Source organism: uncultured Roseobacter sp., assembly GCF_947495025.1.
Taxonomy (GTDB): Bacteria; Pseudomonadota; Alphaproteobacteria; order Rhodobacterales; family Rhodobacteraceae; genus Roseobacter.
In genome coordinates, this window is sequence record NZ_CANLXG010000001.1 from 1,380,374 (window position 1) to 1,405,891 (window position 25,518).

30 protein-coding genes are annotated in these 25,518 nt (G+C 60.1%); 11 read left to right on the top strand and 19 right to left on the bottom strand.

Annotated elements, in window-relative coordinates; translation table 11 throughout:
* Positions 1 to 36: 36 nt before the first annotated feature.
* The 4 genes from Q0792_RS06585 to Q0792_RS06600 all read left to right on the top strand — a co-directional run bounded on the left by Q0792_RS06585 (position 37) and on the right by Q0792_RS06600 (position 3,729).
* Positions 37 to 1,119 carry an ABC transporter permease gene (locus Q0792_RS06585; RefSeq protein WP_298838654.1) on the top strand — a complete coding sequence of 361 codons (1,083 nt, stop codon included), beginning with the start codon at positions 37 to 39 and terminating at the stop codon, positions 1,117 to 1,119.
* Positions 1,119 to 2,039: an ABC transporter permease gene (locus tag Q0792_RS06590; protein ID WP_298837778.1), complete on the top strand. Its 921-nt coding sequence runs from the start codon at positions 1,119 to 1,121 to the stop codon at positions 2,037 to 2,039. The genes Q0792_RS06585 and Q0792_RS06590 overlap by 1 nt, the downstream gene beginning before the upstream one ends.
* 54 nt (positions 2,040 to 2,093) lie before the next feature.
* A complete protein-coding gene (locus Q0792_RS06595) occupies positions 2,094 to 3,173 on the top strand; it encodes a BMP family ABC transporter substrate-binding protein (protein ID WP_298837780.1) in 1,080 nt (359 codons plus the stop codon).
* A gap of 199 nt (positions 3,174 to 3,372) precedes the next feature.
* Complete coding sequence (locus tag Q0792_RS06600) at positions 3,373 to 3,729, top strand: hypothetical protein (RefSeq protein ID WP_298837782.1); 357 nt, start codon at positions 3,373 to 3,375, stop codon at positions 3,727 to 3,729.
* Positions 3,730 to 3,834: 105 nt separating this feature from the next.
* On the opposite strand, the gene Q0792_RS06605 is transcribed toward Q0792_RS06600, so the two are convergent.
* Genes Q0792_RS06605 through Q0792_RS06645 form a run of 9 tightly spaced genes read right to left on the bottom strand, consistent with a single transcriptional unit; the run spans position 3,835 to position 10,880 of the window.
* On the bottom strand, positions 3,835 to 4,503 hold the full coding sequence (locus Q0792_RS06605; RefSeq protein WP_298837784.1) for an NnrU family protein: 669 nt from the start codon (positions 4,501 to 4,503) through the stop codon (positions 3,835 to 3,837).
* Positions 4,500 to 5,693, bottom strand: coding sequence for an NnrS family protein (locus Q0792_RS06610; protein ID WP_298837785.1), 1,194 nt, complete (start codon positions 5,691 to 5,693; stop codon positions 4,500 to 4,502). The genes Q0792_RS06605 and Q0792_RS06610 overlap by 4 nt, the downstream gene beginning before the upstream one ends.
* A complete protein-coding gene (locus Q0792_RS06615; protein WP_298837787.1) occupies positions 5,693 to 5,947 on the bottom strand; it encodes a DUF6522 family protein in 255 nt (84 codons plus the stop codon). Before Q0792_RS06615 ends, Q0792_RS06610 begins: the two co-directional genes overlap by 1 nt.
* Positions 5,944 to 6,183 (bottom strand): NnrT protein, encoded by a 240-nt coding sequence (locus Q0792_RS06620; protein WP_298837789.1) that lies wholly within the window; start codon positions 6,181 to 6,183, stop codon positions 5,944 to 5,946. Before Q0792_RS06620 ends, Q0792_RS06615 begins: the two co-directional genes overlap by 4 nt.
* Entirely contained in the window at positions 6,180 to 6,362 is a 183-nt protein-coding gene (locus tag Q0792_RS06625; protein WP_298837791.1) for a protein NnrT, read from the bottom strand. Before Q0792_RS06625 ends, Q0792_RS06620 begins: the two co-directional genes overlap by 4 nt.
* Before the next feature lies 1 nt (position 6,363).
* The gene (locus tag Q0792_RS06630; protein ID WP_298837793.1) at positions 6,364 to 8,253 is read right to left on the bottom strand and encodes a nitric oxide reductase activation protein NorD; all 1,890 of its coding nucleotides are present in this window, start codon (positions 8,251 to 8,253) and stop codon (positions 6,364 to 6,366) included.
* 5 nt (positions 8,254 to 8,258) lie between these two features.
* A complete protein-coding gene (locus Q0792_RS06635) occupies positions 8,259 to 9,053 on the bottom strand; it encodes a CbbQ/NirQ/NorQ/GpvN family protein (protein WP_298837796.1) in 795 nt (264 codons plus the stop codon).
* A 3-nt stretch (positions 9,054 to 9,056) separates the two neighbouring features.
* Complete coding sequence (locus Q0792_RS06640) at positions 9,057 to 10,406, bottom strand: cbb3-type cytochrome c oxidase subunit I (RefSeq protein WP_298837798.1); 1,350 nt, start codon at positions 10,404 to 10,406, stop codon at positions 9,057 to 9,059.
* A gap of 21 nt (positions 10,407 to 10,427) precedes the next feature.
* The gene (locus Q0792_RS06645; RefSeq protein ID WP_298837801.1) at positions 10,428 to 10,880 is read right to left on the bottom strand and encodes a cytochrome c; all 453 of its coding nucleotides are present in this window, start codon (positions 10,878 to 10,880) and stop codon (positions 10,428 to 10,430) included.
* 122 nt (positions 10,881 to 11,002) lie between these two features.
* On the opposite strand from Q0792_RS06645, the gene Q0792_RS06650 reads away from it, so the two are divergent.
* Positions 11,003 to 11,215: a DUF1858 domain-containing protein gene (locus Q0792_RS06650; protein WP_298837804.1), complete on the top strand. Its 213-nt coding sequence runs from the start codon at positions 11,003 to 11,005 to the stop codon at positions 11,213 to 11,215.
* Positions 11,216 to 11,218: 3 nt separating this feature from the next.
* Here the strand turns inward: Q0792_RS06650 and Q0792_RS06655 are convergent, their stop codons facing one another.
* The gene (locus tag Q0792_RS06655) at positions 11,219 to 11,935 is read right to left on the bottom strand and encodes a Crp/Fnr family transcriptional regulator (protein ID WP_298837806.1); all 717 of its coding nucleotides are present in this window, start codon (positions 11,933 to 11,935) and stop codon (positions 11,219 to 11,221) included.
* A 157-nt stretch (positions 11,936 to 12,092) separates the two neighbouring features.
* Here Q0792_RS06655 and Q0792_RS06660 point away from each other — a divergent pair, with 157 nt between their 5' ends.
* From Q0792_RS06660 to Q0792_RS06670, 3 genes are all read left to right on the top strand, one after another.
* On the top strand, positions 12,093 to 12,524 hold the full coding sequence (locus Q0792_RS06660; RefSeq protein WP_298837809.1) for a pseudoazurin: 432 nt from the start codon (positions 12,093 to 12,095) through the stop codon (positions 12,522 to 12,524).
* A 68-nt stretch (positions 12,525 to 12,592) separates the two neighbouring features.
* Positions 12,593 to 13,810, top strand: coding sequence for a copper-containing nitrite reductase (gene nirK, locus Q0792_RS06665; protein ID WP_298837812.1), 1,218 nt, complete (start codon positions 12,593 to 12,595; stop codon positions 13,808 to 13,810).
* A gap of 55 nt (positions 13,811 to 13,865) precedes the next feature.
* A complete protein-coding gene (locus tag Q0792_RS06670; RefSeq protein ID WP_298837815.1) occupies positions 13,866 to 14,576 on the top strand; it encodes an SUMF1/EgtB/PvdO family nonheme iron enzyme in 711 nt (236 codons plus the stop codon).
* Positions 14,577 to 14,912: 336 nt separating this feature from the next.
* Here Q0792_RS06670 and Q0792_RS06675 read toward each other — a convergent pair whose 3' ends face one another.
* From Q0792_RS06675 to Q0792_RS06690, 4 genes are all read right to left on the bottom strand, one after another.
* Positions 14,913 to 16,283, bottom strand: a complete 1,371-nt coding sequence (locus Q0792_RS06675; protein WP_298837818.1) for a glutamate--cysteine ligase — start codon at positions 16,281 to 16,283, stop codon at positions 14,913 to 14,915.
* A gap of 64 nt (positions 16,284 to 16,347) precedes the next feature.
* A complete protein-coding gene (locus tag Q0792_RS06680; protein ID WP_298837821.1) occupies positions 16,348 to 16,869 on the bottom strand; it encodes a hypothetical protein in 522 nt (173 codons plus the stop codon).
* Positions 16,866 to 17,585 (bottom strand): hypothetical protein, encoded by a 720-nt coding sequence (locus Q0792_RS06685; RefSeq protein ID WP_298837823.1) that lies wholly within the window; start codon positions 17,583 to 17,585, stop codon positions 16,866 to 16,868. The genes Q0792_RS06680 and Q0792_RS06685 overlap by 4 nt, the downstream gene beginning before the upstream one ends.
* Positions 17,585 to 18,316, bottom strand: a complete 732-nt coding sequence (locus tag Q0792_RS06690) for a 16S rRNA (uracil(1498)-N(3))-methyltransferase (protein ID WP_298837826.1) — start codon at positions 18,314 to 18,316, stop codon at positions 17,585 to 17,587. Before Q0792_RS06690 ends, Q0792_RS06685 begins: the two co-directional genes overlap by 1 nt.
* A 12-nt stretch (positions 18,317 to 18,328) precedes the next feature.
* Between Q0792_RS06690 and ubiA the strand changes: the two genes are divergently transcribed.
* The 3 genes from ubiA to Q0792_RS06705 are packed head-to-tail and all read left to right on the top strand — an operon-like array spanning position 18,329 to position 21,569.
* A complete protein-coding gene (ubiA, locus tag Q0792_RS06695) occupies positions 18,329 to 19,291 on the top strand; it encodes a 4-hydroxybenzoate octaprenyltransferase (RefSeq protein ID WP_298837829.1) in 963 nt (320 codons plus the stop codon).
* A 60-nt stretch (positions 19,292 to 19,351) separates the two neighbouring features.
* Positions 19,352 to 21,256 (top strand): OmpA family protein, encoded by a 1,905-nt coding sequence (locus Q0792_RS06700; RefSeq protein WP_298837832.1) that lies wholly within the window; start codon positions 19,352 to 19,354, stop codon positions 21,254 to 21,256.
* Positions 21,243 to 21,569, top strand: coding sequence for a hypothetical protein (locus Q0792_RS06705; protein ID WP_298837834.1), 327 nt, complete (start codon positions 21,243 to 21,245; stop codon positions 21,567 to 21,569). Before Q0792_RS06700 ends, Q0792_RS06705 begins: the two co-directional genes overlap by 14 nt.
* Before the next feature lie 22 nt (positions 21,570 to 21,591).
* On the opposite strand, the gene Q0792_RS06710 is transcribed toward Q0792_RS06705, so the two are convergent.
* The 5 genes from Q0792_RS06710 to uvrC all read right to left on the bottom strand — a co-directional run bounded on the left by Q0792_RS06710 (position 21,592) and on the right by uvrC (position 25,487).
* A complete protein-coding gene (locus Q0792_RS06710; protein ID WP_298837837.1) occupies positions 21,592 to 22,038 on the bottom strand; it encodes a universal stress protein in 447 nt (148 codons plus the stop codon).
* Positions 22,039 to 22,112: 74 nt separating this feature from the next.
* On the bottom strand, positions 22,113 to 22,562 hold the full coding sequence (locus Q0792_RS06715) for a molybdenum cofactor biosynthesis protein MoaE (RefSeq protein ID WP_298837842.1): 450 nt from the start codon (positions 22,560 to 22,562) through the stop codon (positions 22,113 to 22,115).
* 3 nt (positions 22,563 to 22,565) lie between these two features.
* Positions 22,566 to 22,814: a molybdopterin converting factor subunit 1 gene (gene moaD / locus Q0792_RS06720; RefSeq protein ID WP_298838657.1), complete on the bottom strand. Its 249-nt coding sequence runs from the start codon at positions 22,812 to 22,814 to the stop codon at positions 22,566 to 22,568.
* Positions 22,811 to 23,476, bottom strand: a complete 666-nt coding sequence (gene pgsA, locus Q0792_RS06725; protein WP_298837846.1) for a CDP-diacylglycerol--glycerol-3-phosphate 3-phosphatidyltransferase — start codon at positions 23,474 to 23,476, stop codon at positions 22,811 to 22,813. The genes moaD and pgsA overlap by 4 nt, the downstream gene beginning before the upstream one ends.
* A gap of 133 nt (positions 23,477 to 23,609) precedes the next feature.
* Positions 23,610 to 25,487 carry an excinuclease ABC subunit UvrC gene (uvrC, locus tag Q0792_RS06730; RefSeq protein ID WP_298837849.1) on the bottom strand — a complete coding sequence of 626 codons (1,878 nt, stop codon included), beginning with the start codon at positions 25,485 to 25,487 and terminating at the stop codon, positions 23,610 to 23,612.
* Positions 25,488 to 25,518 lie beyond the last annotated feature (31 nt).

A 25,518-nucleotide genomic window follows, 5' to 3' on the forward strand; every position in this document is an offset into this window, starting at 1 on the left:
GCTTTTTCACAGACGCAGAGCCTGCGGGGATACGGTATGATCCGGCTCGAGAAACGCCCGCAGCCCAGCCGCGCCTTTTCCTGGGCTGCTCCGCTCCTTGCGGTACTGGCAACATTCTTTTTTGGCGGGCTTTTGTTCGCGGCTCTGGGAAAAGATCCGGTCCAGTCCATTCTTACAATCTTCTGGCAGCCGCTCTTTGGTGAATTCTCGTTTTTTTACCGTCCTCAACTGCTGATCAAAGGTGCGCCGCTGGTACTGATTGCCATCGGTCTCAGCCTCGGCTTCCGCGCTGGCATCTGGAACATCGGCGCCGAGGGCCAGTACATTATGGGAGCGCTTTTCGGCGCAGGTTTCGGACTGGCGTTTTATCCCGCCGACAGTGCGCTGATCTTCCCCGGCATGGTGCTGGCCGGTGCCTTTGGCGGCTGGATCTGGGCGATGATTCCCGCCATTCTCAAAGTGCGTTTCGGCACCAATGAAATTCTGGTGTCGCTGATGCTGGTCTATGTCGCCGAACAGTTTCTGGCCTCCATGTCACTGGGACTGATGAAAAACCCTGAAGGCTTCGGATTTCCGGGCAGCCGTAATCTGCAGCAGTATCCTTCGGCACATAACGCCGAACTGATCGCCGGTTCCGGCATGCACTGGGGCGTTGTCGCGGCCATGATCGCGGTTATTTTCGCCTATGTGCTGCTGACCCGTCACCGACTGGGCTTTGCCGTGCGCGTCACGGGCGAGGCCCCGCGCGCGGCAAAATTCTCGGGCGTGAACCCGGGACGTCTGGTGCTGTTCTGCCTTGGAACATCGGGCATGCTGGCCGGGCTGGCCGGGCTTTTCGAGGTCTCGGGTCCTGCGGGACAGGTGACGATCGATTTCAACACCGGCTATGGTTTTACCGCAATTATCGTCGCATTTCTGGGTCGTCTGCACCCCATAGGCATCGTGCTGGCCGGGTTGCTGATGGCGCTGACCTACATCGGCGGCGACATTGCCCAGAGCCAGCTGGGCCTGCCCGCTGCCGCCATTCAGGTGTTCCAGGGGATGCTGCTGTTCTTCCTGCTGGCCTTTGATCTCTTTACCAATTACCGGCTGCGTACTGGCCGGACGGAGGCCGCGTAATGGACCTGTCTGCAATCAACCCGATCCTGCTGATTGCCGCGCTGATGTCTGCGGCCACACCCATCCTCCTTGCTGCAACCGGCGAGCTTATTGTCGAAAAAGCCGGGGTTCTGAACCTTGGGGTCGAGGGCATGATGATCACCGGTGCGATCTGTGGTTTTGCCATTGCAGTCGAGACCGGTTCCCCGACAACCGGATTTGTCGCAGCGGCCGTCGGTGGCGCGCTTCTCAGCCTGCTGTTTGTGCTGCTCACTCAGGTGACCCTTGCCAACCAGGTCGCCTCGGGCCTTGCTCTCACGCTCTTCGGACTGGGGCTGTCCTCGCTGCTGGGTCAGGGCTATGTCGGGATCAAACCGCCCCGTATGGGTGATGTGAATTTCGGGCCACTTGCAGACATTCCGGTTGTCGGACCCATTCTCTTTTCCCACGATCCGGTTCTTTATGTGGGCGTGCTGCTGGTTGCGATTGTCTGGGCTGTTCTGCGGTATACCCGCGTGGGCCTCGTGCTGCGCGCCGTTGGCGAAAACCACGACGCGGCGCACGCGCTTGGCTACAAGGTTGTGCGCATCCGGACACTGGCCATCATGTTTGGCGGCGCGCTGGCTGGCCTCGGCGGCGCCTACATAAGTCTTATCCGCGTGCCGCAATGGACCGAAGGCATGACGGCGGGCGTCGGCTGGATTGCTCTCGCTCTGGTGGTATTTGCCAGCTGGAAGCCCTGGCGCGTTCTTCTGGGTGCCTATCTTTTTGGCGGAATCACGCAATTGCAGCTGAATCTCCAGGGCGCAGGCGTTGCCATCCCCGTGGAATATCTGGCAATGTCGCCCTATCTGATCACCATTGTCGTGCTGGTTATTCTTTCTGCAGATAAGAGCGCGGCACCCGGCTCGCTGGGCCGGCCATTCCATGCCTCAGGATAGAGGCCAATCAACGCCCCGGGGAACGGGGCGATTTAACATGGGGAAGACCTGAAAATGAAACTCACCACACTTCTGGCCAGCGCTGCTGTCGCGCTCGGCCTCGGTGCCGCGGCCTATGCCGATGGCCACGAAAAGACCAAGGTCGGCTTTGTCTATGTTGGCCCGATCGGTGACGGCGGCTGGACATATGAACACGACAAAGGCCGTCTGGCCGTCGAAGAAGCGCACGGCGATAAGGTCGAAACAGTCTATGTTGAAAATGTCGCCGAGGGCCCGGATGCCGAGCGCGTTATGACGCAGATGGCGCTCGACGGCGCTGACCTGATTTTCACCACGTCGTTCGGTTACATGGATGCGACAATCAACGTTGCCCAGAAGTTCCCGGATGTGAAGTTCGAGCATGCCACCGGCTATAAGCGCGCCGACAACGTCTCGACCTACTCGGCACGTTTCTACGAAGGCCGCGCCATCCAGGGTCACATCGCGGGCAAGATGACCAAGACCAATACAATCGGTTACATCGCCTCTTTCCCGATCCCCGAAGTGATCCGCGGCATCAACTCTGCCTATATCCACGCGTCGCGCGTGAACCCTGATGTCGAATTCAAGATCATCTGGGTTTACACCTGGTTTGATCCGGCAAAAGAAGCCGACGCCGCCAAGGCGCTGATTGAACAGGGTGCGGATGTTGTGCTGCAGCACACAGATTCCACCGCTCCCCAGGCCGCCGCACAGGAAGCAGGCAACGTGATCACCTTTGGTCAGGCCTCTGACATGGGTCAGTATGCGCCCTTCCCGCGGGTCTCGTCGATCATTGACGACTGGGCGCCCTACTACATCGCACGCACGGCTGCTGTGATGGATGGCACATGGGAAAGCACGGACACGTGGGACGGCATCGGTGCCGGCATGGTTGGCATCGGCGAAATCTCTGACGCCGTTCCCGCGGATGTGAAAGAAGAAGCGCTGGCACTCAAAGCGGCACTTGCGGACGGCTCCTATCATGCCTTTACCGGTCCGCTGAACAAACAGGACGGCTCACCTTTCCTGGCGGAGGGCGAGACAGCCGATGACGGCACGCTGGCCGGCATGAACTTCTATGTCGAAGGCATCACCGGCGAGATCCCGAACTGATCTCTGGTGCGTCCGAACGCATCGGAAAACGACTGGGCCCCGGCAGAAATGCCGGGGCTTTTTTTTTTGCAGAACCTGATGTGTCAATTTTTGCCCTCAGCCTGGCGTGGCGCGGCTGTCAGGCCATAATCTGGTCAGTTTTCATTGCTAAAAAAGCCCTGTGTACCTGCGATTTGTATATGCAAGGCCAGTGAACGGAATGGCTGCCCGTAAGGGTTTTTTTCAGGCTGCTGCCGAACTGGCAAACAATCCGCTCACCGACGTTTTTGTAACCCGGCGTGTAAACACCATTCGTCTGTGGTTCGGCGATCACCTGGAACTTCCTGACCGTTTTTCCAGGACCAGTTCAAAAGGATATTATCTGAAGGAAACGAAGGGCCTGAGCTGGTTTAAACCGAGTGCGACAGAGCACATTTCAAAAGCTTTTGAACTCAAGAGTATTTTGGAAGAATACGGTTATGGGATTGAGGTGCTGAAAGAGAACCGCATTGGTTACATCATCTACGAGGATACGCATCAGGTGGTCGCTGAGCCTTTTGCGGATACCGTCAAATAACCTCTGTTCTCTGAAAAAACAGATCTGAAAGGCGTCTGTTTTCCGCACGGTACAGGTCACTATCTATGCACAAAAAATATCTAGACTGGCCCCGGCGGGCAGTGCTCAGAGCGCCGGCACTCCGATCACGACCGGATGCAGGACGATCAGGACGGCAAAGAGGGCGATCCCGAAGGCAAGCCTGACCGCAGCTCCAGGCCAGGACACCGGCCTCATGGGGACCGACACGCGGGCAACCGCTGCGTTGAGGCGTTCCCACTCCGCCGGACCCATTTCCGTTTTTCTGCGGTGGTTGATCAGCCTCCGACCGCCAAGGGCAAAACTGCCCAGAACGCCGAACATCAGGACATGGGCGAGATCGCCGTTGGGCAGCATGTGCAGGAAAGCCCAAAGCGCCAGTGCTGCCAGCATCGGGTGCCGGAGCAGACGAATGATGCCCGCGCGCGCGGGCTCGAATGTTTCGTTGTGCACTCCTCCAAAGGAAAACGGGTTGGGGCGCCCGATTGCAAATGCAAGGATCAGGCAAACGATCAGCATACCCGATTGCGCAACGTGTCGCTGCCAGTCAGACTGGGGCCAGAGCCCTATGTAAGGGGCCATGCGCGCCGCCTGTATCAGCAGCGCGAGCATCACAAGCGACAGAACCGAATAACCCATGGCAAACCGCCGTGGCCCGATCCGCCCGACAATGCGCGATTTGATCGCCGGTCTCACCGGGATGGAATGCGTCGCAAAAAAGAGGACAAAAATGCCGATGAAGCCCGCCCAGCTCACGCGCCAGACTCTGCTTTTGGCCGCAGAAGCATTGCACCATAGCTCAGCGCGAACCCGCCAAACGCCAGAATCCAGAAAACACCGGAAAGCATGCTCAGGTGCAGGTGCAGTGGCGTCAGAAACCGTGTCAGCCCCGCGGCGAAGATGCACAGAAAGACTGCGACAGTGGCCTTGTCGGCTTTCAGTTCATGGCCCGAATGGCCGAGTGTCGCACGGACCATAACAGACAACGTCATCGCGCCGATCGCACCCGCCATCCAGAGATGCTGCGCCCCTGCAGTGCCCTGGCCGCCCAAGATCTGGTCCAGCCCCAGCGCGAAAGCGCCCAGCGGAATGAAGCCATATGAGGCATGCAGAACAAACACCAGCGGTTCAGACAACGCGTGGTGCCCCTGCCACCGGATGAGCCGGATCAGGTGCAGTGCGCCAAAGACAAGCAGACAATACCCGGTCATGATCGTGAAGGGCCGGAACGTCCAGATCGCCAGAACCGGCGGGCTCAGCACAATTGTCAGTTTGTCAAACCGCTGCATCGGTGGTGCGGGTCGAGCGGTGTGGTTTTTGCTGACCAGCCAGTTGCGGGTAAAGGAAGGGATGATCCGCCCGCCGATGACGGCGATCATCATTACCGCCGTCGCCAGACCAAGCCGCAGCCCATAGCCCTGCGCCGCATACTCACCGACAAGCGCCTCATAATGAAAAAGCGCATTGGCCAGTGCAAAGACAGCGAGAAGAGCCAGTACAGTCAGGTTACGCCAGTTTTTGCCTGCAATGATCTCGCGCAGGATCAGACCACCAAGCACGATGGGAAAGGCGAGATCCGTTGCGGGCGCCAGAAAGGGCGGGAGCAGCTGAGAACACAGGATCGTCGCACGCCCGGCGCACCAGAGCGCGAAAAGCCCCGCCAGTGGCCAGCCGACAATGGGCAGGCGCCCGGTCCAGTTTGGCACCGCTGTCAGCAGAAAGCCGGCCAGCACAGCACCAAGATAACCAAACAGGAATTCATGTGCATGCCACGAACCGTGGGCAAACCGGGTTGGCAGGTCAAGCCCACCTGTCAGCACTGCAAGCCAAAGGATCATAGCCACGACGACCCAGATCGCTGCAGACAGAAAAAACGGGCGGAACCCGAAGCTGAAGACAGCGGGCCCTTTCCAGCTGCGCATCTGTTCTGCGGATGACTGCGCCATCACGGTCGCTCCGCTGTCACGCGGGACGTGGAAAGAACCGTCCCGTCGTTGCTGCATGTCAGGCGTACCCTGCGACCCTGATGAAAAAAGGTCAGCCTGACCTTGCCTGCATCTTCGGCCTCCCCTGTCTCAAAACGCGAGGTTATTTCGCCTGAGCGCATGAGAGCCTGGATCTCGTCTGCGGGCAGATCGAGTAATTCACCAAGGTCGCGGGCGTCAATTATGGGCTGGTCACCACTCATGTCGATTTTCACTGCACCGTTCCTTTGTCTGCCGTGTCCATCAGATGACGTATGTGTTTTGCGAAATACCATGTGGCAGGAATGCCGAGAAGCGCTCCGATCAGAACTGAAAGGCCGGTTGACAGGACGGGTCCGCCGACCCAGCTGAAAATCAGGGCGGCAAAGAACACATTCACCGCTGCTGCGCCTGCCCCGAAGGGGTAGAGCACCAAAGCGATCCTGCGCGCAGACCATGAGGCCCGTTTCATCTGCGCGAAACCAGCCACTGTACCGCCACCATACTGAGAATGAGCATCAGGCAGGCCAGTGCATACCAGAATTCGGCCGTCGCGGATTGTGCCTGGGGCACCGGCCGGTCAAAGCCTTCCGCAAAAAGGCGCGCGCCCGCGACGACAAATATACCGGTGAGAGGAAGAAAGAAGCGCATTTCAGGTCTCCTGTGTCAGTGTTCTGTAGATGTCGGGCAGCGCGCGCAACAGCCGTTCGGGATCTGGCAAAAGCGTAAATCCGCCTCGGCCAAAGATGCGGGCAAACCAGTCCTGTCCATCTTCGTCAATCACAACGCCATGCAGGCTCTGACACGCGGCACGGGCTTCGCGCACGGCCATATGGCTGTCTTCAATGCCGTGCTGGCCCTCATAGTGGTCCAGATCATTCGGTTTACCATCGGTCAGGACGATCAACAGTTTGCGGGCACCGGGTTCCTCGGCCAGTTGGGCGCTGACATGCCGGATCGCGGCGCCGAGCCGGGTGTAATGGCCGGGTTTCAGCGCGCCGATACTGGCGGTGACTGATGGCGAAACAGGGGCGTCGAAGCCCTTGCAGCGGGTCAGGAACACTCTGTCACGGCGCAGTGACGAAAACCCCCAGATGCCACAGCGATCACCGGCAGCGTCGATCCCTGTGGCCAATGCCGCCATCGTGTCACGTGCCACGTCGATGACCGAGGTGTCGCCAATCGCCGCTTCGGTGGACCGCGACGTGTCGATCAGGAAGGCAACCGACACGTCGCGATCTTTCTGACGCGCTGCCTGCCAGATACGGTCGGATCCGCGCCCCGTGGCAACCATATCCGCCCGCGCTGTCAGAACAGCATCAAGATCGATTTCTGCCCCGTCGATCTGGCGGGGTTGCAGCACCCGGCGTGGGCGCAGGGCCTCGAACTGGCGTCGGACCTCACGGACATAGCGGGCGTTGGGTGTGTAGGTTTCCCCTTCGGCCACCGCAGGCGCATCAAGCACCCGGCAGTGATCCTGCATATAGCTGCGTGACCTGTGGTTCCATTCCGGATAGGTGTGCACGCCCGCCAGCGCCTCGTGATCGGCATCGGCCGGCGACAGGTCGAGATGCAGGCGCAACCGCGTGGCGACCTTGCGATCCTGTTTCGAAAGCGTGATCCGGTCCTGATCGTCAGCAGCCTTCCGGGCGTTTTCGTCATCGTCGTCATCGACGCTGCGATTGATATTCATGGATTCGACCCAGGACAGGATTGATTCAAAGCGGTGAATGATGAAGCTGTCCTTGCGGTTCTGCTGGTCCTGATCCTTGCGCTCTCCCAGCTTGCGGTTGCTGAGGGCGGCATCGGGCGCCGGTGCGGCTGGATCGGTGTCGGCATCTTCAGCGGCCTGTCCGCCGGAGCCGGGACGTTCAAAGCGCAGCCAGATCGGAACCGGGGCAGCCGGCAGATAACTGCGTGCCTCGGCATTTACAGTCTCTGTCGCGGGCACCTTGCCGCGCAGCTGGTCGCAGATTGCCTGTTCCATTGCCGCCTCCTGTGCCGGGCGGTGCATTTCTGTCCGATGGTCTGCGCAGAACGTGGCCATTACCTGATAGCTCTCCCGCAGTCCGGGGCAGGCCAGATACGCCCTTTCTGCAGCCGCTCCATTGGCGAGAATCTGCGCCCGGTCCAGTCCGGGACCGCCACTGCCCGGATCAGGTGCATCCACCACGGTCACTGCGGCCAGCGCCGTCAGCCAGAAGAAAGCGGCACGGTTAAGAACTGCATCAGGAAAAGCCTCCATGACAGGTGGCAGGGCCAGCCGTTCGCCGTCAAAGCGTGCCACCCATTCGCGATCCCGTTCAGCGCCGAGCTTGCGGCGCATCACCTGACGGTGCTGCACCACACTCGATGCGACTTCGACCAGTTCGACGCCTGGTGCGCCGCCAAGCGCACGAAACAACACCACGAGACTGGGGCGGACGGAGGCCAGTGTGACGCCCGCATCCGGATAGGTGACGCCTGCGCCAATCCCATGGGCCATGTTGTGCCAGAGGTTTCCAACCGTTTCTTCGGGCTCCATGAGATCGCGCAGATGCATCGCCGTCACCCGTAGACTGTGCTGACCAGGTCGCGCAGCGCCTGCTGCACATCCGGCTCATCGCTCAGCGGTTCTATGATGGCCGCTTCCAGCGCCTGGGTGACGCCCATACCGCCCGCCATAAGCGTCGCGGCATAGATCAGCAGGCGGGTGGAAACGCCTTCCTCGAGGTCCATTCCGCTGAGCTTGCGGATGTGGCCTGCCAGCCGGACCAGAGGTGCGGCACGTCCCGGCTCCAGCCCGCTTTCTGAAGCAACGACCGCGATCTCGGTTTCCGCCTCGGGGAAGTCGAAACTGATCGACAGAAAACGCTGCCGGGTCGAGGGTTTTAGCCGCTTGAGCACGTTCTGATAGCCGGGGTTGTAGCTGGCCACCAGCATGAACTCCCGCGGTGCCGCCAGTTCCTCGCCGGTGCGGTCGATCATCAGTGTGCGCCGCGTGTCCGTCAGTGGATGCAGCACCACAGTTACATCCTTGCGGGCCTCCACCACCTCGTCGAGGTAACAAATGCCGCCTTCCCGCACGGCGCGGGTCAGGGGGCCATCGACCCAGACGGTCTCACCACCCTTGAGCAAGTAGCGCCCGATCAGATCGGCGGCGGACAGATCGTCATGGCAGGCCACGGTGTAAAGCGGCTTACCGAGACGCGCCGCCATATGTTCGACGAAACGCGTCTTGCCGCAACCGGTCGGCCCCTTCAGAAGAAGGGGCAAACCGTTGTCCTGGGCCATCTCGAACAGATCGCATTCGCGACCGGTTGCCTTATAGAACGGCAGTCTGGGTTGAGTTGCGATGTTCATTGCTCATTCTCCCGGAACAGATGCCGCAGGACCCGGCGTGATGATCTCGGCCCTCCGGACAACCAGCATGGAGTAGATGAACAGGAGCGCCCCAAGCACGACCGCCGCCCCTGCGCCAAAGCGCATCAGGTAGAAGATCGACAGGCTCTCCTGCACGTCCATGTAATAGTCACCCACAACCCGCTGCATGTGCGTCTGGATGGTGCCCGCGAAGGTCAGCACAAAGGTCATGAAGGCCATGCCACCGGTCATCAGCCAGAAGGACGCCATGTTGAGTACCTGGTTATACGGCGCGCGCTCTTTCAGCATCGGCATCGCATAGGTGAACATCGCAAGGTTCAGCGCCACGTAGGCCCCGTAGAATGCGAGATGCCCGTGTGCCGCGGTAATCTGCGTGCCGTGGCTGTAGAAGTTGACCCCATGCAGCGTATGCAGGAAACCCCAGACGCCCGCGCCAAAGAAGGCCACTGTGCTGGACCCCAGGGACCACAGCAATGCGGCCTTGTTGGGGTGGTTCTTGCGGCCCTTCCAGACCATGACAAAGGCAAAGGACATCATCAGGAAGAACGGGATCACCTCGAAGGTCGAGAAGACCGATCCGACCCACTGCCAGTATCCCGGAAGTCCGATCCAGTAGAAATGGTGCCCGGTGCCGAGGATGCCTGAGAAGAGCGCGGTGGCGACAATGACATAGAGCCATTTTTCCACCACTTCGCGATCCACGCCTGTCAGCTTGAGAAGCAGGAAGGCAAGGATTGCCGCCATCACCAGTTCCCAGGTTGCTTCGACCCACAGGTGCACGACGAACCACCAGTACATTTTGTCGAGGCTGAGGTTGTCCGGGTTAATGAAGGCGAAAACCCACAGCAGCGACAACAGCCACAGGCCCATGAGCAACACGCCCGTAATCGCGGTTTTCCTGCCCGCCAGAACGGTCATGGAGATATTGAGCAGAAAGATCAGAGCAGCGACGAGAATGCCGAACTTGACCCAGAGGGGTTGCTCCAGAAACTCGCGGCCTCCGTGGATGCCCACGAGGTAGCTGCCGACAGCGCCCAGCGTGCCGACCAGCAGGATGATGAGCTGCAGATAGGCCAGTCCGGGCGACCAGATCTCGCGCTCGGACTCCTCAGGAATGAGAAAATAGGCAGCGCCGAAAAAGCCCAGCAAAAGCCAGACGATCAGTGCATTGGTGTGGATCATCCGGATTACGTTGAACGGCAGGATTTCCGAAAGAAAGTTGGGAGAGACGTAAATCCACCCTGCGACCAGGCCACCCAGCACCTGCACCCCGAACAGCGCCATTGCCGCGAGGAAGTACCAGTAAGCCACTTTTTGTGATTGATATTTCATGTTTTTCTCCTTTCTCGCGGCTCAGCCGGCATCATTGGGCGGCCAGCCCTGCGTATCGGTCTGGTCCGCCCAGCGCAGAAACTCCGCGAGGCCACGGAGATCTTCGTCGGTCATGTCATAGGCTGGCATCTGGCGACGGCCCTCGATGCCGCTCGGCTGGCCTTCGATCCAGGCTTTCAGCGTTTCAAACGCGTCTTCCGGATCTTCGAGAACGCCCCAGCGCGTCATCACATTCCCAAGCTCCGGTGCGAAGTAGGCGCCCTCGCCGTGCAGGCTGTGACAGTTGATGCAGGAATGTCGCTCCCACACATGCTTGCCATGGATCACCGCTTCGCTCAGCGGCATTCCTGCCGTCGACACCCTGACAACGTATTGGTGGGACTGGACGGTCATCGCCACAAAGACGACGACAAAAAACAGCGAGCCTCCGTAAAAGATGTTTCGCGCCCGCGATTTTGTGAGAAATTCCGCCATAGGTTGGCCTCCTTGGAATTCTGGATGACCGATTGGTAGCCGCCTGCGGATTTCCGGAGTTTGCGCTGCAACAACGTTCAGGCGGATTTATCGCCTAACCTGATGCAATGAAGGAGAACGCCATGGCGCACCCCAGACCGGATGACCCCGACCTGTCTTTAGCCGACCTGATGACGCGATGGCCGGAAACCATTGCCGTGTTCAATCGCCACCGGATGCTGTGTGTTGGCTGCCTGATCAGCCCGTTTCATACGATCGTGGACTGCTGTCAGGAATATGATCTGGATGAAACCGCATTTCTGGCTGAACTGGTGCATGCCGCCGGCATCGGGTGATCCTTATCTCTGGCTCAGCATCACGAGGGCATGCGGATCCAGAACGGTGATCCGCTTTCGCCTGCTCTGAACCAGTCCCTGTTTTTCCCAACTGCTCAGCAACCGGCTCACGGTGTGCAGGGTGGTTGCGGTCAGTTCCGACAGATCCTGCCGGGTGATCGGGAAATCAATCTCGATCCCGTTGTCGACCTTGCGTCCGGTCTGATTGATCAGCCTCAGCATGGCGTTTGCCACCCGCTGTTCCACCTGTTGTGTGGCCATCTCTACGATGCGGTTGTTCAGTTCGCTGACACGTTTTCCGACCGTCTTGTAACTCTCTGTGGAAAATCCGTCGTAATCAGACACAAAACTGTCCCACAACCGCATCGGCCAGCTCAGCGCGACAGAGTCAGTCGCAGTTATTGCCGTAGCGGGATAGGTGTCCCGTCCGATGGCCCTGGCGATGCCCAGAAGCTGGCCCGCTGGTATATGCAGCGCTGTAACCTGTTCACCGGTGGGTGTGATGCGCACCACCCGGACATACCCATCAAGCAGCATGAAAAAGCGTTCGGCTTCGGCCCCCTCGTCAAAGATCGCCACGCCTTCATCGTATCTGCGCGAGGTCGCCTGATCCAGGATCGTGCGGATGTCGCGCGGCTCCAGCCGCGAGAACGGCGGAAGATGCGTCAGCAGACTTTCGTCAAGTCGTGGCAATGTCCTGCGGGCCGGTAATTCATTCATGCACGGATGTTGTCACGAAAGCACCGTGCAGCGCCACTGAATTGCGCGGCAAAGGCCTGTCCGGAACTTCCAAACTCTTTGTTCCAGCGCAAAGTACGTAGCACGCCCTCAGGTAATCCTTGGATCAACAGAAATACTGATCTGAAAGGAAGCACCAATGATCCGTACATTCGCTACTGGCCTCGTACTGGCCGCACTCATGAGTGGCGCCGCATTCGCAGAAACCTTCGAGGTCCGGATGCTCAACAAGGGTTCTGACGGGGAACGCATGGTGTTCGAACCAGCCTTCATCCAGGCACAACCCGGCGACACCGTCAGGTTTATCGCGGCCGACAAGGGCCATAATGCCGAGGTCAACAAAGGCATGCTGCCCGAAGGCGCAGAAGCCTTCAAAGGCAAGATCAACGAAGAGATCGAGGTCACTCTGGACGCAGAAGGCGTTTACGGGGTGATCTGCAAGCCGCACTTTGCCATGGGCATGGTGATGACCATCGCAGTTGGCGACGCGGAGGTACCCGAAGGTTTCTTTGAGGGTCGCGTGCCACCGAAAGCCAGAGAGCGCTTTGAGGCTCAGCTCGGCAACATCTGAATCCATTCCAATCGTCGGAGGACACGTTCCAGTGACCCCCGACCAACCAGACCTCAGAGGAGGGAACCATGACCAAATTCATCAATCCGGGACTCATGAAGACCAGCCGGCGCAATGTCCTGCGCGGCAGTATGCTTGCAGGAGCCGCCGCCATGACAGGTACTGCTGCGATGGCAAAACCGCGCGCGCCAAAGCTGAACGGCATCAACAGAACTTCGAACAACCTCTACCGTGTTGCTGAAAAGGAAGAAGCTGCCAGCAATGCCAGGGCGGCTGATCTGTCCGGCTACACCCGGGTCAGACAGGAACTCGTGGCCCCTCCTTTCGCGCCCGAGCATGAGCAGGTGGCGACCGGTGGGCCGAAAATCGTCGAGATCACCATGGAGACCGAGGAACGTCTGATGGTTGTCGATGAGGACAACGGTGCCAGCGTCTGGGCACTGACCTACAACGGGTCCGTTCCGGGGCCGCTGATCATCGTGCACGAAGGCGACATGGTTGAGCTGACCCTGCGCAACCCGACTTCCAGCATGATGGAGCACAATATCGACTTCCACGCCTCGACAGGTGCTCTGGGTGGCGGTGGCCTGACCCACGTCTATCCCGGCGAGGAATGCGTGCTGCGCTGGAAGGCGACCAAGCCCGGATGCTTCACCTATCACTGCGCACCTGGCGGGGACATGATCCCCTATCACGTCACCCACGGTATGAACGGTGCCATCATGGTGCTGCCGCGCGACGGACTGAAGGACAAGGACGGCAATCCGCTGCGCTATGACCGTATCGCCTATTTCGGCGAGCAGGACTACTATCTGCCCAAAGACGAAAACGGCGACTACCGCACATACGAGGCCGCCGGTGACGACTACGCCGACAGTCTTGAGGTGATGCGTGGTCTGATCCCGACCCATTCGGTCTTCAACGGTGCCGTTGGTGCCCTGACCGGCGAGGGTGCGATCAGGGCGGGCGTGGGAGAGACCGTCCTGATGATCCACAACCAGGCGAACCGCGATTCCCGCCCTCACCTCATCGGCGGGCACGGCAACTATGTCTGGGAGTCCTCCTTTACCGATCCGCCACTGCAGGACATGGAAACCTGGTTCGTGCGTGGCGGCAGTGCTGTGGCCGCGATGTACACCTTCGAACAACCGGGCGTCTACGCCTACGTCAACCACAACCTGATCGAAGGTGTGATGCTGGGTGCGACCGCGCATGTTGTGGTCGAAGGCCAGTGGGACAATGCGCTCATGGAGCAGGTCGTCGCCCCGCACAGTTTCGAAACCTGACACAGGAGAAGCACCGATGTCCGCCGCTGCATACTCAGAAAGAAGAACTGGAAAGATGTCTCTCCGCTTCATCATTCCGGGTCTTGCAGCGTTCGGCATTGCATGGGCCGCGTTCCATCAGCGCGGCCCGGATCCGGACTATTTGCCTGTGATGGCCGAGCAGGCCGTCGTTATGCCGGACGGCCATTTGGTATATGTTCAGAAATTCGAGGTCACAGTAGCCGAATGGAACAGATGTGCCGACGACGATGCATGTCATCTCACTTTGCGGACGCGTCCTGACCAGGATCCTGCCGTTACACCAGCGACCGGTCTGAGCTACGCAGATGTTCAGCAATACCTCTCCTGGATCAACGGCAGAAGTCGTCACGACTTCAGGCTGCCGAATGCCGCAGAATGGGGTGTCATGGCTGCCGATGTACTTCCGGAGAAACCCGACCCACTGTTTACAGACCCGGCATTGACCTGGGCGTCGAGTTACCTCATCGAAGGCCAGGCCCCCCGGGCGCTCAGGCCGCAGGGCAGCTTTTCTGTCTCCCCGGAAGGCATCGCAGATCTCGATGGCAGCGTGTGGGAATGGACCATGGAATGCTATGACGGACCCTACAGTGGATTGGCTGCCGATCGCTGTCCTGCGTTTTTCGTGGGAGGCGAACACCTTGCAGCTATGTCCTATCTGATCAGAGATCCCGCACGGGGCGGGTGCGCGGTCGGGACACCGCCTGCTCACCTCGGGCTGCGCCTCGTCAGTGACAAACCTGTCTGAGCGAGACACGGATTCCACGCCAGCCCCGGTTCAGCGCCTGCATGTCAGACAGGAGATCATCAAAAACACTGGTCACCTTTTCAACCGGGGTCGAAGGTCCCGGGATATTGACGCAGGCGAAGACTGCGACGGCACCTGTCCGCTTTACCCGCGCAACTGGCGTCAAAACCCTCCAGCATTCTGTAAGCTCCGTCCGCGACCACACTGTGCAGCCTGAAAACCAGCCCAAACAACGGCAACTTTCGGGGTCGTTTACGCTTCGCTTATGGATAGCCGTGACGCATCCGGCCCAGCCTGCAGCCGGACCGCCAGATCAGCTTCTGCGATCCAGGTACATCAGTAAGAATATTCCGCATAAATCCTGTTCAGATCGCCCTGCCAGTCACCATTGTAGTGCTCCAGCAGCTCATCCGCAGGTACCTTGCCGCTTTCTGTGCTCTCATGCAGAGCATTCAGGAAATGCGTCTCATCCGGCACCATACCACCCGCCCCAGGGCGCGCCCGCGCTTTGAGACCTGCATGGCTGATAGCAACAGCCTCACGGGCGATATCATGCATGCGGATGCCGTGCACTTCTGCCTGCAGGCCATCAACCGATGCCGCCACACGCATCAGATCGCGCGTGCCCATATCCCAGCCTTTGACAAGGTCCCACGCCGCGTCGAGCGCCGTCTGGTCATAGGTCAGACCCACCCAGAACGCCGGCAGCGCGCACAGACGCCGCCAGGGGCCGCCATCCGCACCGCGCATCTCGATGAACTTTTTCATCCGCGCCTCCGGGAAAGCCGTAGTCAGGTGATCTGCCCAGTCCGACAGCGTCGGAACCTCGCCTGGCAGCGCGGGTAGTTTCCCTTTCAGAAAATCCCGGAATGACATCCCCAGGGCATTAACATATTTGCCGTCGCGATAGACAAAATACATTGGTACATCAAGGGCATAGTCGACCCATCGCTCGAATCCGAACCCATCCTCAAAGACGAACGGCAGCATGCCGGTGCGCGAGGCATCAAGGTTGCGCCAGGCAACTGCACGCCAGGATTTGTGCCCGTTTGGTCTGCCCTCGAAAAACGGCGAATTCGCAAACAGCGCGGTGGCGACAGGCTGCAACGCCAGCGCCACGCGCATCTTTTTGACCATGTCGGCCTCGGATCCGAAATCCAGATTGACCTGAACCGTGCAGGTCCGGCGCATCATGACACGGCCCATCGTGCCGACACGCGTCATGTAATCATTCATCAGTTTGTAACGGCCCTTTGGCATCAGATCCATGTCTTCATGGGTCCAGTGCGGGGCCGCGCCAAGTCCGATAAACCCTGCGCCGATGCGGTCCGCCACGTCCTGCACTTCCCGCAGGTGCGTGTTTACCTCATCACAGGTCTCGTGGATTGTCTCCAGCGCCGCACCGCTCAGTTCCAGCTGACCGCCCGGTTCCAGGCTGATGTTTGCGCCGTCTTTCTCCAGGCCGATAAGGTGACCGCCTTCGGTCACCGGCGACCATCCGTGCCCGTCGCGCAGGCCCTCCAGCATTACCCGGATTGACCGTTCGCCATCATAGGGCAGCGGCTTGAGCGTGTCGCGGCAATACCCGAATTTCTCGTGTTCTGTCCCGATACGCCAGTCCTCGCGCGGCTTGCAGCCATCCTCGAGATACTGAGCCAGCTGATCAAAAGAGGTGATGGGGCCACCGCCGGACTGAGGAATAGACATGAGGGAGGTTCCGTTTTGCTGAGCAGTTCTCGTCTTCCAGGGATGGTCCGATTTCAGCGGGGTGTCAATGCACCGAACCCTGTGCAGAAATCGCAACATCACGCTGCCAGATCACGATCTGGTCATTGGCAGGATGTTCGAGGGCGCGCAGCAACTGGGCTGTACGGAGCCCGGGCAGCGTCGCAAAGGCATCAAAAAGCATATCTGCGCCCTCGGCGTTCACAGGGATCATCAGCGCAGGCTGTCCCGGTTGCTCCAGCCGCCAGTGCGCAGGAAAAACCGTACCATCCAGTGCCAGACGCCGCATTTCACGCAGAGCGACAGTGCCGCCCGTCAGAGGACCGAAATAGGTTACCTGGCCTTCATCGACATCGACAGAGCCCGGACCCGCCCCCACAGTGCGGAAGCGGGCGCGCTGTACCCCGATCCAGATCAGCGCAGCGCCGGCGACCAGCAGGGCAATCGCCGGTAACACAAGCAGGCGGCCCGGACCGGCCAGCCACCACAGGCCCAGCAAAGCCGCCGCCATACCGGCCAGCACCTCGCGCCAGCGCCAGAGGGTCTCCCGGGCTTCAGGTCGGATCATGGTTCATCTTTCTGCAACGGGTGCCAGGAACCGTCCGTGTCCGGGCCGTCGCCTTCGGGACGGTCATCATAGGGTGCGCGCATGGGTTCAAACTCCATTTCCCGGAAGTCCCGGATCAGTTCAAGGTCTCCGCCCGGCAGAATGCGGTGCAGACAGCCGTTCATTGTATCGTAGCGATCCAGATAACCGGGATCAGCGGGCGGCTTTCCGTCCAGCAGAGCCACGCGGATGTCCCGTGGCAGCGGAGCAGCCTTGCCGTTTTCCAGACGCAGACCGGTTTTACAGTCTTTTGTGACTTTCCCGGAAACCACCCGCTGCAACCCGTCGGCCCGGCCGATGATGTCACAGGCACCATCCGCCCAGGGCAGTCTGTAGAGCGTATTGCTCAGAAAGTACCCGCCCACAGACCATGAAACACCCGCTGGATAGAGCGCAAGCGCCGTAAACCAGGGTGGGCGGGACACCACGGTGTATGCTTCTCCTGCGGGTTGCTGGTAGCGCCCGTCATAAACGCCGTAGATGAAATGCGACCCGTCCGGTGAAAGATCCGATTGTTCAGGCAACACCTGCCGTCGCAGCCACTGCCCGTCCTGAAACGTATCCGTGGCGCGGTCCCAGGAAATAAGCCGGAACAGCCTGCGGCGGGCACGCAACAGGATCAGCGCACTGTCGTTTTCTGTTGCAAAAAACAGATGCAAACGAACTTCGGGTGTCATCACGACCAGTCCCCGAGAGCGTTCTGCCACAGTGTCAGCGCGGCCACTGCCGCCGTATCTGCCCGCAGAATGCGCGGGCCCAGAGAGACAGCATGCGCATGCCCCAGCCGGTGAAGCCGGTCGCGTTCCGTCTGCGTAAACCCACCTTCGGGTCCGATAAGGACCGCCCAGGGTCCGTTTACCACGGGAAGTCCGCGCCTGGCGCCCGCTTCGGTCTCATCACAGAACATGATGTTGCGGGCACTGTCCCATGCATCCAGCACTGCACCCACTCTGCGCATTTCCCCGACCTCAGGGACAAAGGTTGCGCCGCATTGTTCGGTCGCCTCGACCGCATGCGCCTGCAGCCGGTCGCGCTGGATCCGGCCGGAATTCGTGAAGTCGGTCTGTATGGGTACAAGGCGCGACACGCCCATCTCAACCGCCTTTTCAACGATAAAATCTGTGCGCGCCTTTTTGACCGGCGCAAAAAGCAGCCACAGATCGGGCGGCATCTGCTGCGGGCGGGTCTGCTTGAGAACCAGCAAAGCGCCGTTCCGTTTCCCCGCCTGAGAGACCTCTGCCAGCCACTCGCCGTTCGCGCCGTCAAAAACCAGTACATGCGCGCCGACACCAAGACGCATAACACCAAACAGATAGTGCGCCTGCTCACGCGTCAAAGGAAGCGTTTGCGCCTGCCCCAGAGGGTGCTCTACATAAAGCCGGATTTTTGCTGATACGTCACGTTCCATAAAGGGGACCATATGCAAGAGCGCACGCCCGCACCAGATGGTGCCGTTGCAGACGCGGTCAAAGACAACTGGGTCGACACATGGGCCCCTCTGGCCACCCGCCCCTACCTCAGGCTCAGCCGCGCGGACCGCCCTATCGGAACCTGGCTGTTGCTGCTGCCCTGCTGGTGGGGTCTGGCCCTGTCCATGCTCTACAGCGGTCAGGCCGCGCTTCATGATCTTTGGATCGCGGTGGGCTGCGCGATGGGTGCCTGGCTGATGCGCGGTGCGGGCTGCACCTGGAACGACATCACAGACCGCGATTTTGACGGTGCGGTTGAACGCACGAGATCCCGTCCGATACCTGCAGGCCAGGTCAGCGTCCGTGGTGCGGTGATCTGGATGTGTGCACAGGCACTGCTCGCCTTTTGCATCCTGCTGACGTTCAACCTTGCCGCCATCGCGCTCGGTATCCTCGCGTTGCTGCCGGTCGCCGTTTACCCCTTTGCCAAACGCTTCACTTGGTGGCCGCAGGTCTTTCTGGGCCTCGCCTTCAACTGGGGTGCTCTGCTGGCCTGGACTGCGCACAGCGGCCAGCTGGGCGCACCGGCCGTGCTTCTGTATCTCTCCGGTATTGCCTGGACGCTGTTTTATGACACCATCTATGCCCACCAGGATACCGAGGATGACGCCCTGATCGGCATCAAATCCACGGCTCGTCTTTTTGGCGACCGCACCGCGGCCTGGTTGCGCCGATTTCTGATGGCCACCGTTGGCCTTATGGGGCTTGCGGTAATCTTCGCCGTCCAGCCAGGCGGCAATATTCTGGCGCTTGTCCTCGCGCTGGCAGGGCCCTGGGCCATGGGCTGGCACATGGCCTGGCAACTCAGAGGCCTCGATATCGAGGATAACGCGAAGCTTATCAGGCTCTTTCGCGCCAACCGGGATACCGGCATGATCCCGCTGGTCTTTTTTGTGGCAGCGCTGCTGGTGTGATTGAAACCTGCTGCGGCGGGGCGTATCAAACAGGCAGAACCGGATCAGCCAGCTGGACACATGCGTAACACCCGTCTTCCTCTGATTACCGCGGCTTTTGTGGTCGCAGCAGCCCTTTCTCTGGTAGCTGCCAATTCTTCTGTGAAACTGGTCGAGGAAAGCTCGGAGATCGGCGTGCGTGAGGTGCTGGATCTCAATGCGCTGACCTGGGCCGAGGTCGAGGCAAATGGCCTGCAGGTGGTCCTCGCCGGAACGGCCCCCAACGAGGCCCTGCGCTTTCGCGCGCTCAGCCTGACGGGATCGGTCGTGGATGCAGCCCGGGTCATCGACGAAATGGACGTCGCGGCCGTAGCAGCGATAGAACCCCCGCGCTTTTCCGCCGAAGTGCTGCGCAATACCGCGGGCCTGTCGGTTATCGGGCTGATCCCCGAAACGACTGACCGTGAGGCGCTGATCGAAGGCCTGACGGCGATGATCGACCTGCCGGTCACTGACCTGCTGGAAACCGCTGACTATCCGGCCCCGTCCGGCTGGGAAGACGCCCTTGCCTATGCGATCACGGCGATGGAAATGCTGCCGCGCGCCAAGGTCTCTGTTGATGCCGGCCGCGTAGAAATAACCGCAATCGCCGACAGCGCGGAGGACAAGGCCGACAAAGAAGCCCGTCTGACGCACGCAGCACCGCCGGCGCTGCGTGTTTCGCTGAACATCACTGCCCCCCGCCCGGTTATCACGCCCTTTGCCCTGCGCTTTGTGATGGATGCTGAAGGCGCCCGGTTTGACACCTGCTCTGCCGATACGGAAGCATCGCGCACCAGTATTCTAAATGCCGCCTTCGAAGCCGGTCTTTCCGGCCCCGGCCGGTGCACCGTCGGAATGGGCGTACCCAGCCCGGCCTGGGCCAAAGCCGTTACGACAGCGATCGACGCACTGGCCCGCATCGGGGGCGGCACGGTGACGTTCTCGAATGCCGATGTGACACTGGCAGCAGCCGAAGGCACCGATTTCGATCTGTTCGAACAGGTCGTAGGCGAACTTGAGAATGCTCTGCCCGATGTTTTTGCGCTCAATGCAGTTCTCCCGACACCCAGCGATCCCGATACCGGCCCCAGCGAATTTGTCGCGACACTCAGCCCGGAGGGCCAGGTACAGCTGCGCGGGCGGATCACAGATGAGAAAATGCGCGAGGTCGCTGACAGCTTTGCCCGCGCGCGGTTTGGCTCTGAAAACGTCTATACAGCCGCGCGGATTGTGCCTGGTCTGCCCGGTGACTGGCCCGCACGGGTCCTGACCGGCATCGAAGCGCTCGGCTTTCTGAACAACGGCGCGGTCATCGTTTCGGCAGACAGCGTGCAACTGTCCGGCGCCTCCGGAGATCCGGATGCCAGCGATACGATTGCGCGGCTGATGGTCAGCAAGCTGGGTCAGAACGCTGCTTTTGATATCGACGTGCGTTACCTGGAAGAACTCGACCCGGTGGCGAGCCTGCCGACGCCTGAGGAATGCGAGGCGCGTATCGGTGAGATCGTCGCGGCCAGTAAAATCAATTTTGAACCCGGATCAGCCACCATTGACGCCAGCGCGCTGTCCATCATGGACGAAATTGCGGGCGTATTGCAGGAGTGCGGTGACCTGCGCCTTGAGGTTCAGGGGCATACAGACAGCCAGGGCCGCGAGGAAATGAACCTCGCCCTCAGCCAGGCCCGCGCAGAATCAGTGCTGAACGAACTGCGCGCACGCCGCGTCCTGACCGGTTCCTTCCTTGCCAGGGGCTATGGCGAGGCGACGCCGGTCGCCGATAACGGCACCGAGGAGGGCCGCGAAGCCAACCGTCGCATAGAATTTCGCCTGATCCAGCCTGAACCCAGCATCCCGCAGGGTGAATCAACGCTGGAAAGCATCGCGGAAAACAGGGATACAGGGTCCGGGACGGGCACTGAGGAACAGGGCGATGAGCAGGACTGAGTTTGTGGTGGCAACAGCCATCATTTTATTTGTTGCCTTTTGTCTGGGGTGGTTTGCCAACTGGCTGGTGCACAGGTTCTCGCGGGTGGCGGCGGATGATGTGGCCCAGCTGGACCGGATGAGCCAGGAACTGCACGAGGCCGAGGAAACCCGCGACCAGGCCATCACCTACCTGCAGCAACGCGAGGCAGAGCTGACCAATCAGCTCGCCCAGACCGAGGCAGAACTGCGCGCCGCCATGGACGGTCTGCGGGACGCACGCCACGAAGCCGAAGAGATGCGCGCGCATCTAAAGTCACAGCAGGCGGGCTGAGCCGCCCGCTGGTTTGTTTCGGTCAGGCCACGGTCAGATGTGCACAGGTGGCATCATGGCTGATTTTCTGAGAAGTGCTCCCAAGCAGGGCACCCGAGACACTGCCGAGACCTCTTCTCCCGGTCACGATCAGATCCGCACCACAGGTCCTGGCACAGGCCACCAGATCATCTGCGGGCTCTGTATCTCCGATATGCAGCTGATCCGCACTTAGCGGCTGCCCTCCCATCTTCTGCTGTGCATCCCCCAGTACTTTTTCAGCAGCTTCCCTGACCTTTTCCGGCGAGGGCATCGTGGTTGCCACGTGATAGCCTGCAACGGCTCCCAGTGCGAAGGCGACTGTTTCGGCCATTGGCGTGTGCACCAGGTGGATTTCAGACCCGTATTTGTCAGCAAGGTCACAGGCCACGTCCAGCGCGCGATCCGCCTGTTCAGAGCCGTCAAGTCCTACAACTATTCTCGTAAACATCGTCAGATCTCCCTTTGATCAGTATGCCCACAGTGTATTGCGGGCGCACCGTCTCCGGTATGATCCACGTCAAGTCAGCCGCGCCAGCGGTCCAGTGCCGCCTCATCATCGTCGCGGGCCTCGACCCAGGACGTGCCCGCGGCGGTGATCTCGCGCTTCCAGAAGGGCGCGCGCGACTTCAGGTAATCCATAAGAAACTCAGCGGCCTCAAAAGCGTCTTTGCGGTGCCGCGACGCGGTTGCCACCATCATGATAACCTCTCCGGGCACCAGCCTGCCATGCCGGTGAATGATCAGCACATCCCCGAGCGACCAGCGTTCAACAGCCGTCCGCGCAATATCGGTCAGCGCGCTTTCGGTCATGCCCGGATAGTGCTCGATTTCCATGACCTGCAACTGGTTGTCACCGGTGTCCCGCACCACACCGGTAAATGTCACCACCGCCCCCATATCCGTCCGGCCAGCCGAGAATGCCGTCAGCTCGGCTCCGGGATCAAATACAGCCTCACGCACATCGACACGCATGGATCAGCCCCCGGTCATCGGCGGAAAGAACGCGACCTCGCGCGCGCCGTCCAGAGAGGCATCAAAGTCCGTCAGTTCCTGATTGATCGCGACACGCAGCGCTGAGATATCGGCAAAGGCCGCGGCATACCGCTCCTCGCGCGCACGCAGCTCTTCTACCAGCTCGGCTACCGTGGCTGCGCTGGTCTCAACCGTCTCGCGGGGCAGTCCGATCCGTTCCCGGACCCAGGCGAAATACAAAACGTCCACTATGGTTCATCCTTCAGATAAGGCATTGCCTTTTTCAGGTAATCCATACCTGTCACAAACGTCAGCACCGCGGCGATCCACAACAGGATCAGGCCGATAATCCCGGCCCATTCCATGGCCGCATGCTTCCAGCGCAGCCCCTGCAGGTCCTCAACGCGGCCTTCAAAAATATCCGCTACCATCTGCTGGTCCATACCCCAGGCCGACATGCCCAGATAGTGCTCGAAAACTCCCTGGGAAAACAACACTGCGATGGCAACCATCTGGCAGGTCGTCTTCCACTTTGCGAGTTTTGTAACCCTGAGCGTTCCGGCCGTATCTCCCAAAAATTCACGCAGACCGGACACAAAAACCTCGCGGAACAGGATCACGGTTGCCGGCAGTACAAGCCATGGCGACCAGCTCGAAAAACCAATGATCACCATCAGCGCGATGACCACCATCGCCTTGTCGGCAATCGGATCGAGCATTGCGCCCAGTCTTGTTTCCTGTTTCCAGGCCCGTGCCAGATATCCGTCGATCCAGTCTGTGACCGCCGCCAGCACAAACAGCACCAGAGCGAACCAGTCGGCATAGGGCCGGGTAAAGTACAGAAACATCACAGCAACCATCGGCGCGGCCACCAGCCGGATGATCGTCAGCACATTGGGCAGGGTCAGTGTCATGGAGCGACCCTACAACGCCAGAATTGCGGGCGAAAGCGGCAACCGGCACAGGGCGTCTCCCGAGCTGAAATATCCCTGAAGCGGGCGGACCTGCCGTAGACGGGATATAACGCGCGGTGCCACCGGCGCGGCCTCACCCGCGTTCATGAAAATAGTCATAGATCTTTTCCGCCAGCGCCTCGGAAACACCGTCCACAGCTTTCAGATCGCTCAGGTTCGCCCGCGACACGGCCTTGGCCGAGCCAAAGTGCGCCAGAAGTGCACGTTTGCGCGCCGCACCGACGCCCGGCACGTCATCCAGCGGCGTTGCACCAACAGCTTTCGCGCGCTTTGCCCGGTGTGTACCGATGGCAAAACGGTGTGCTTCGTCGCGCATCCGCTGGATGAAATAAAGCACAGGGTCGTTGTGGCGCAGCGCAAAAGGCTGACGGCCAGTCCGGTAGAACTCTTCCTTGCCCGCGTCGCGGTCCAGCCCTTTGGCCACACCGACCATAGGGATATCCTCGACACCATATTCGCGCATGATCTCACGCACAGCGCTCACCTGTCCTGCGCCCCCATCGATCAGCAACAGATCCGGCCAGTGGCCTTCGCGGCGTTCGGGATCCTCTTTCTTGAGCCGCCTGAACCGGCGCGACAGAACTTCTTTCATCATGCCGAAATCGTCGCCGGGTGTGAGCTCCTCGCCGCGGATGTTGAACTTGCGGTACTGGTTTTTCATGAACCCTTCAGGCCCTGCGACAACCATCGCGCCTACTGCAAAGGCCCCCTGAATATGCGAGTTATCGTAGACTTCGATCCGTTCCGGTGGTGCGGGCAGTTCAAAGGCCTCTGCCAGTCCCTTCATCAGGCGGGCCTGCGTGGCGCTCTCTGCCATCCTGCGCGCCAGCGACTCGCGCGCATTACGCAGTGCACCATCAATCAGTTCAGCCTTTTCGCCACGCCTGGGCACGACCAGCTCAACCCGGCGCCCCAGTTTGCCAGACAGGGCTTCGGCCATCAGGTCAGGATTCTCGATCCCGTTGGACAGGATCACCTGGCGCGGTGGTTCACGGGTGTCATAAAACTGGCCAAGAAACGCCTCCAGCACCTCTGCTGCATCCACATCCGCACCAACGCGCGGGTAATAGTCGCGGTTGCCCCAGTTCTGGTTCGCGCGGATGAAAAATACCTGCACACAGGCCTGTCCGCTGTCCATGTGCAGCGCCACGATATCCGCCTCCGACACGCTCTGCGGGTTGATACCCTGGGCTGTCTGGACCTGGGTCAGCGCCTTGATCCTGTCCCGCAGCGCGGCGGCCCGCTCGAACTCCATCTCCTCAGACGCAACATTCATCTCTGCGGCCAGCCGCGCCTGGATATCGGTCGTTTTGCCAGTCAGGAACTTTTCGGCATCGCGCACCGTCTGACAATAGTCCTCAGGCGTGATGCGGCCCACGCAAGGGGCCGAACAGCGCTTGATCTGATACTGCAGGCAGGGGCGCGTCCGGCCCTCAAACTCCGAGTTTGAACAGTTGCGCAAAAGGAACACACGCTGCAGCTGGTTGAGGGTCCGGTTCACCGCGCCCGCCGAGGCAAAAGGTCCGTAGTAGTTCCCCTTCTCTTTTTTTGCGCCCCGGTGCTTTTTGATCTGGGGATAGTTATGATCCGCAGTCACCAGAATATTGGGAAAGCTTTTGTCGTCGCGCAGCAGTACGTTGAATTTGGGCTTAAGCTGCTTGATCAGGTTCTGCTCCAGCAGCAGCGCTTCGGTTTCTGTCCGCGTGGTCAGAAACATCATCGATGCGGTCATCGAAATCATCCGCGCGATACGACCTGAATGCCCACCGGGGCGCGCATAGCTGGAAACACGAGCCCGCAGATTTCGGGCCTTGCCGACATATAGAACACGGCTTTCGGCATCCAGCATACGGTAGACGCCAGGCGATGTGTCCAGCGTGCGCATATACCCCTGGATGATCTCATGGCCGGTCGGCACATCCTGCGGCTGAGTGTCAAGCGAATCTGTCATGTCAACTTCGAGTGATTCTTCCCCGGCGCTG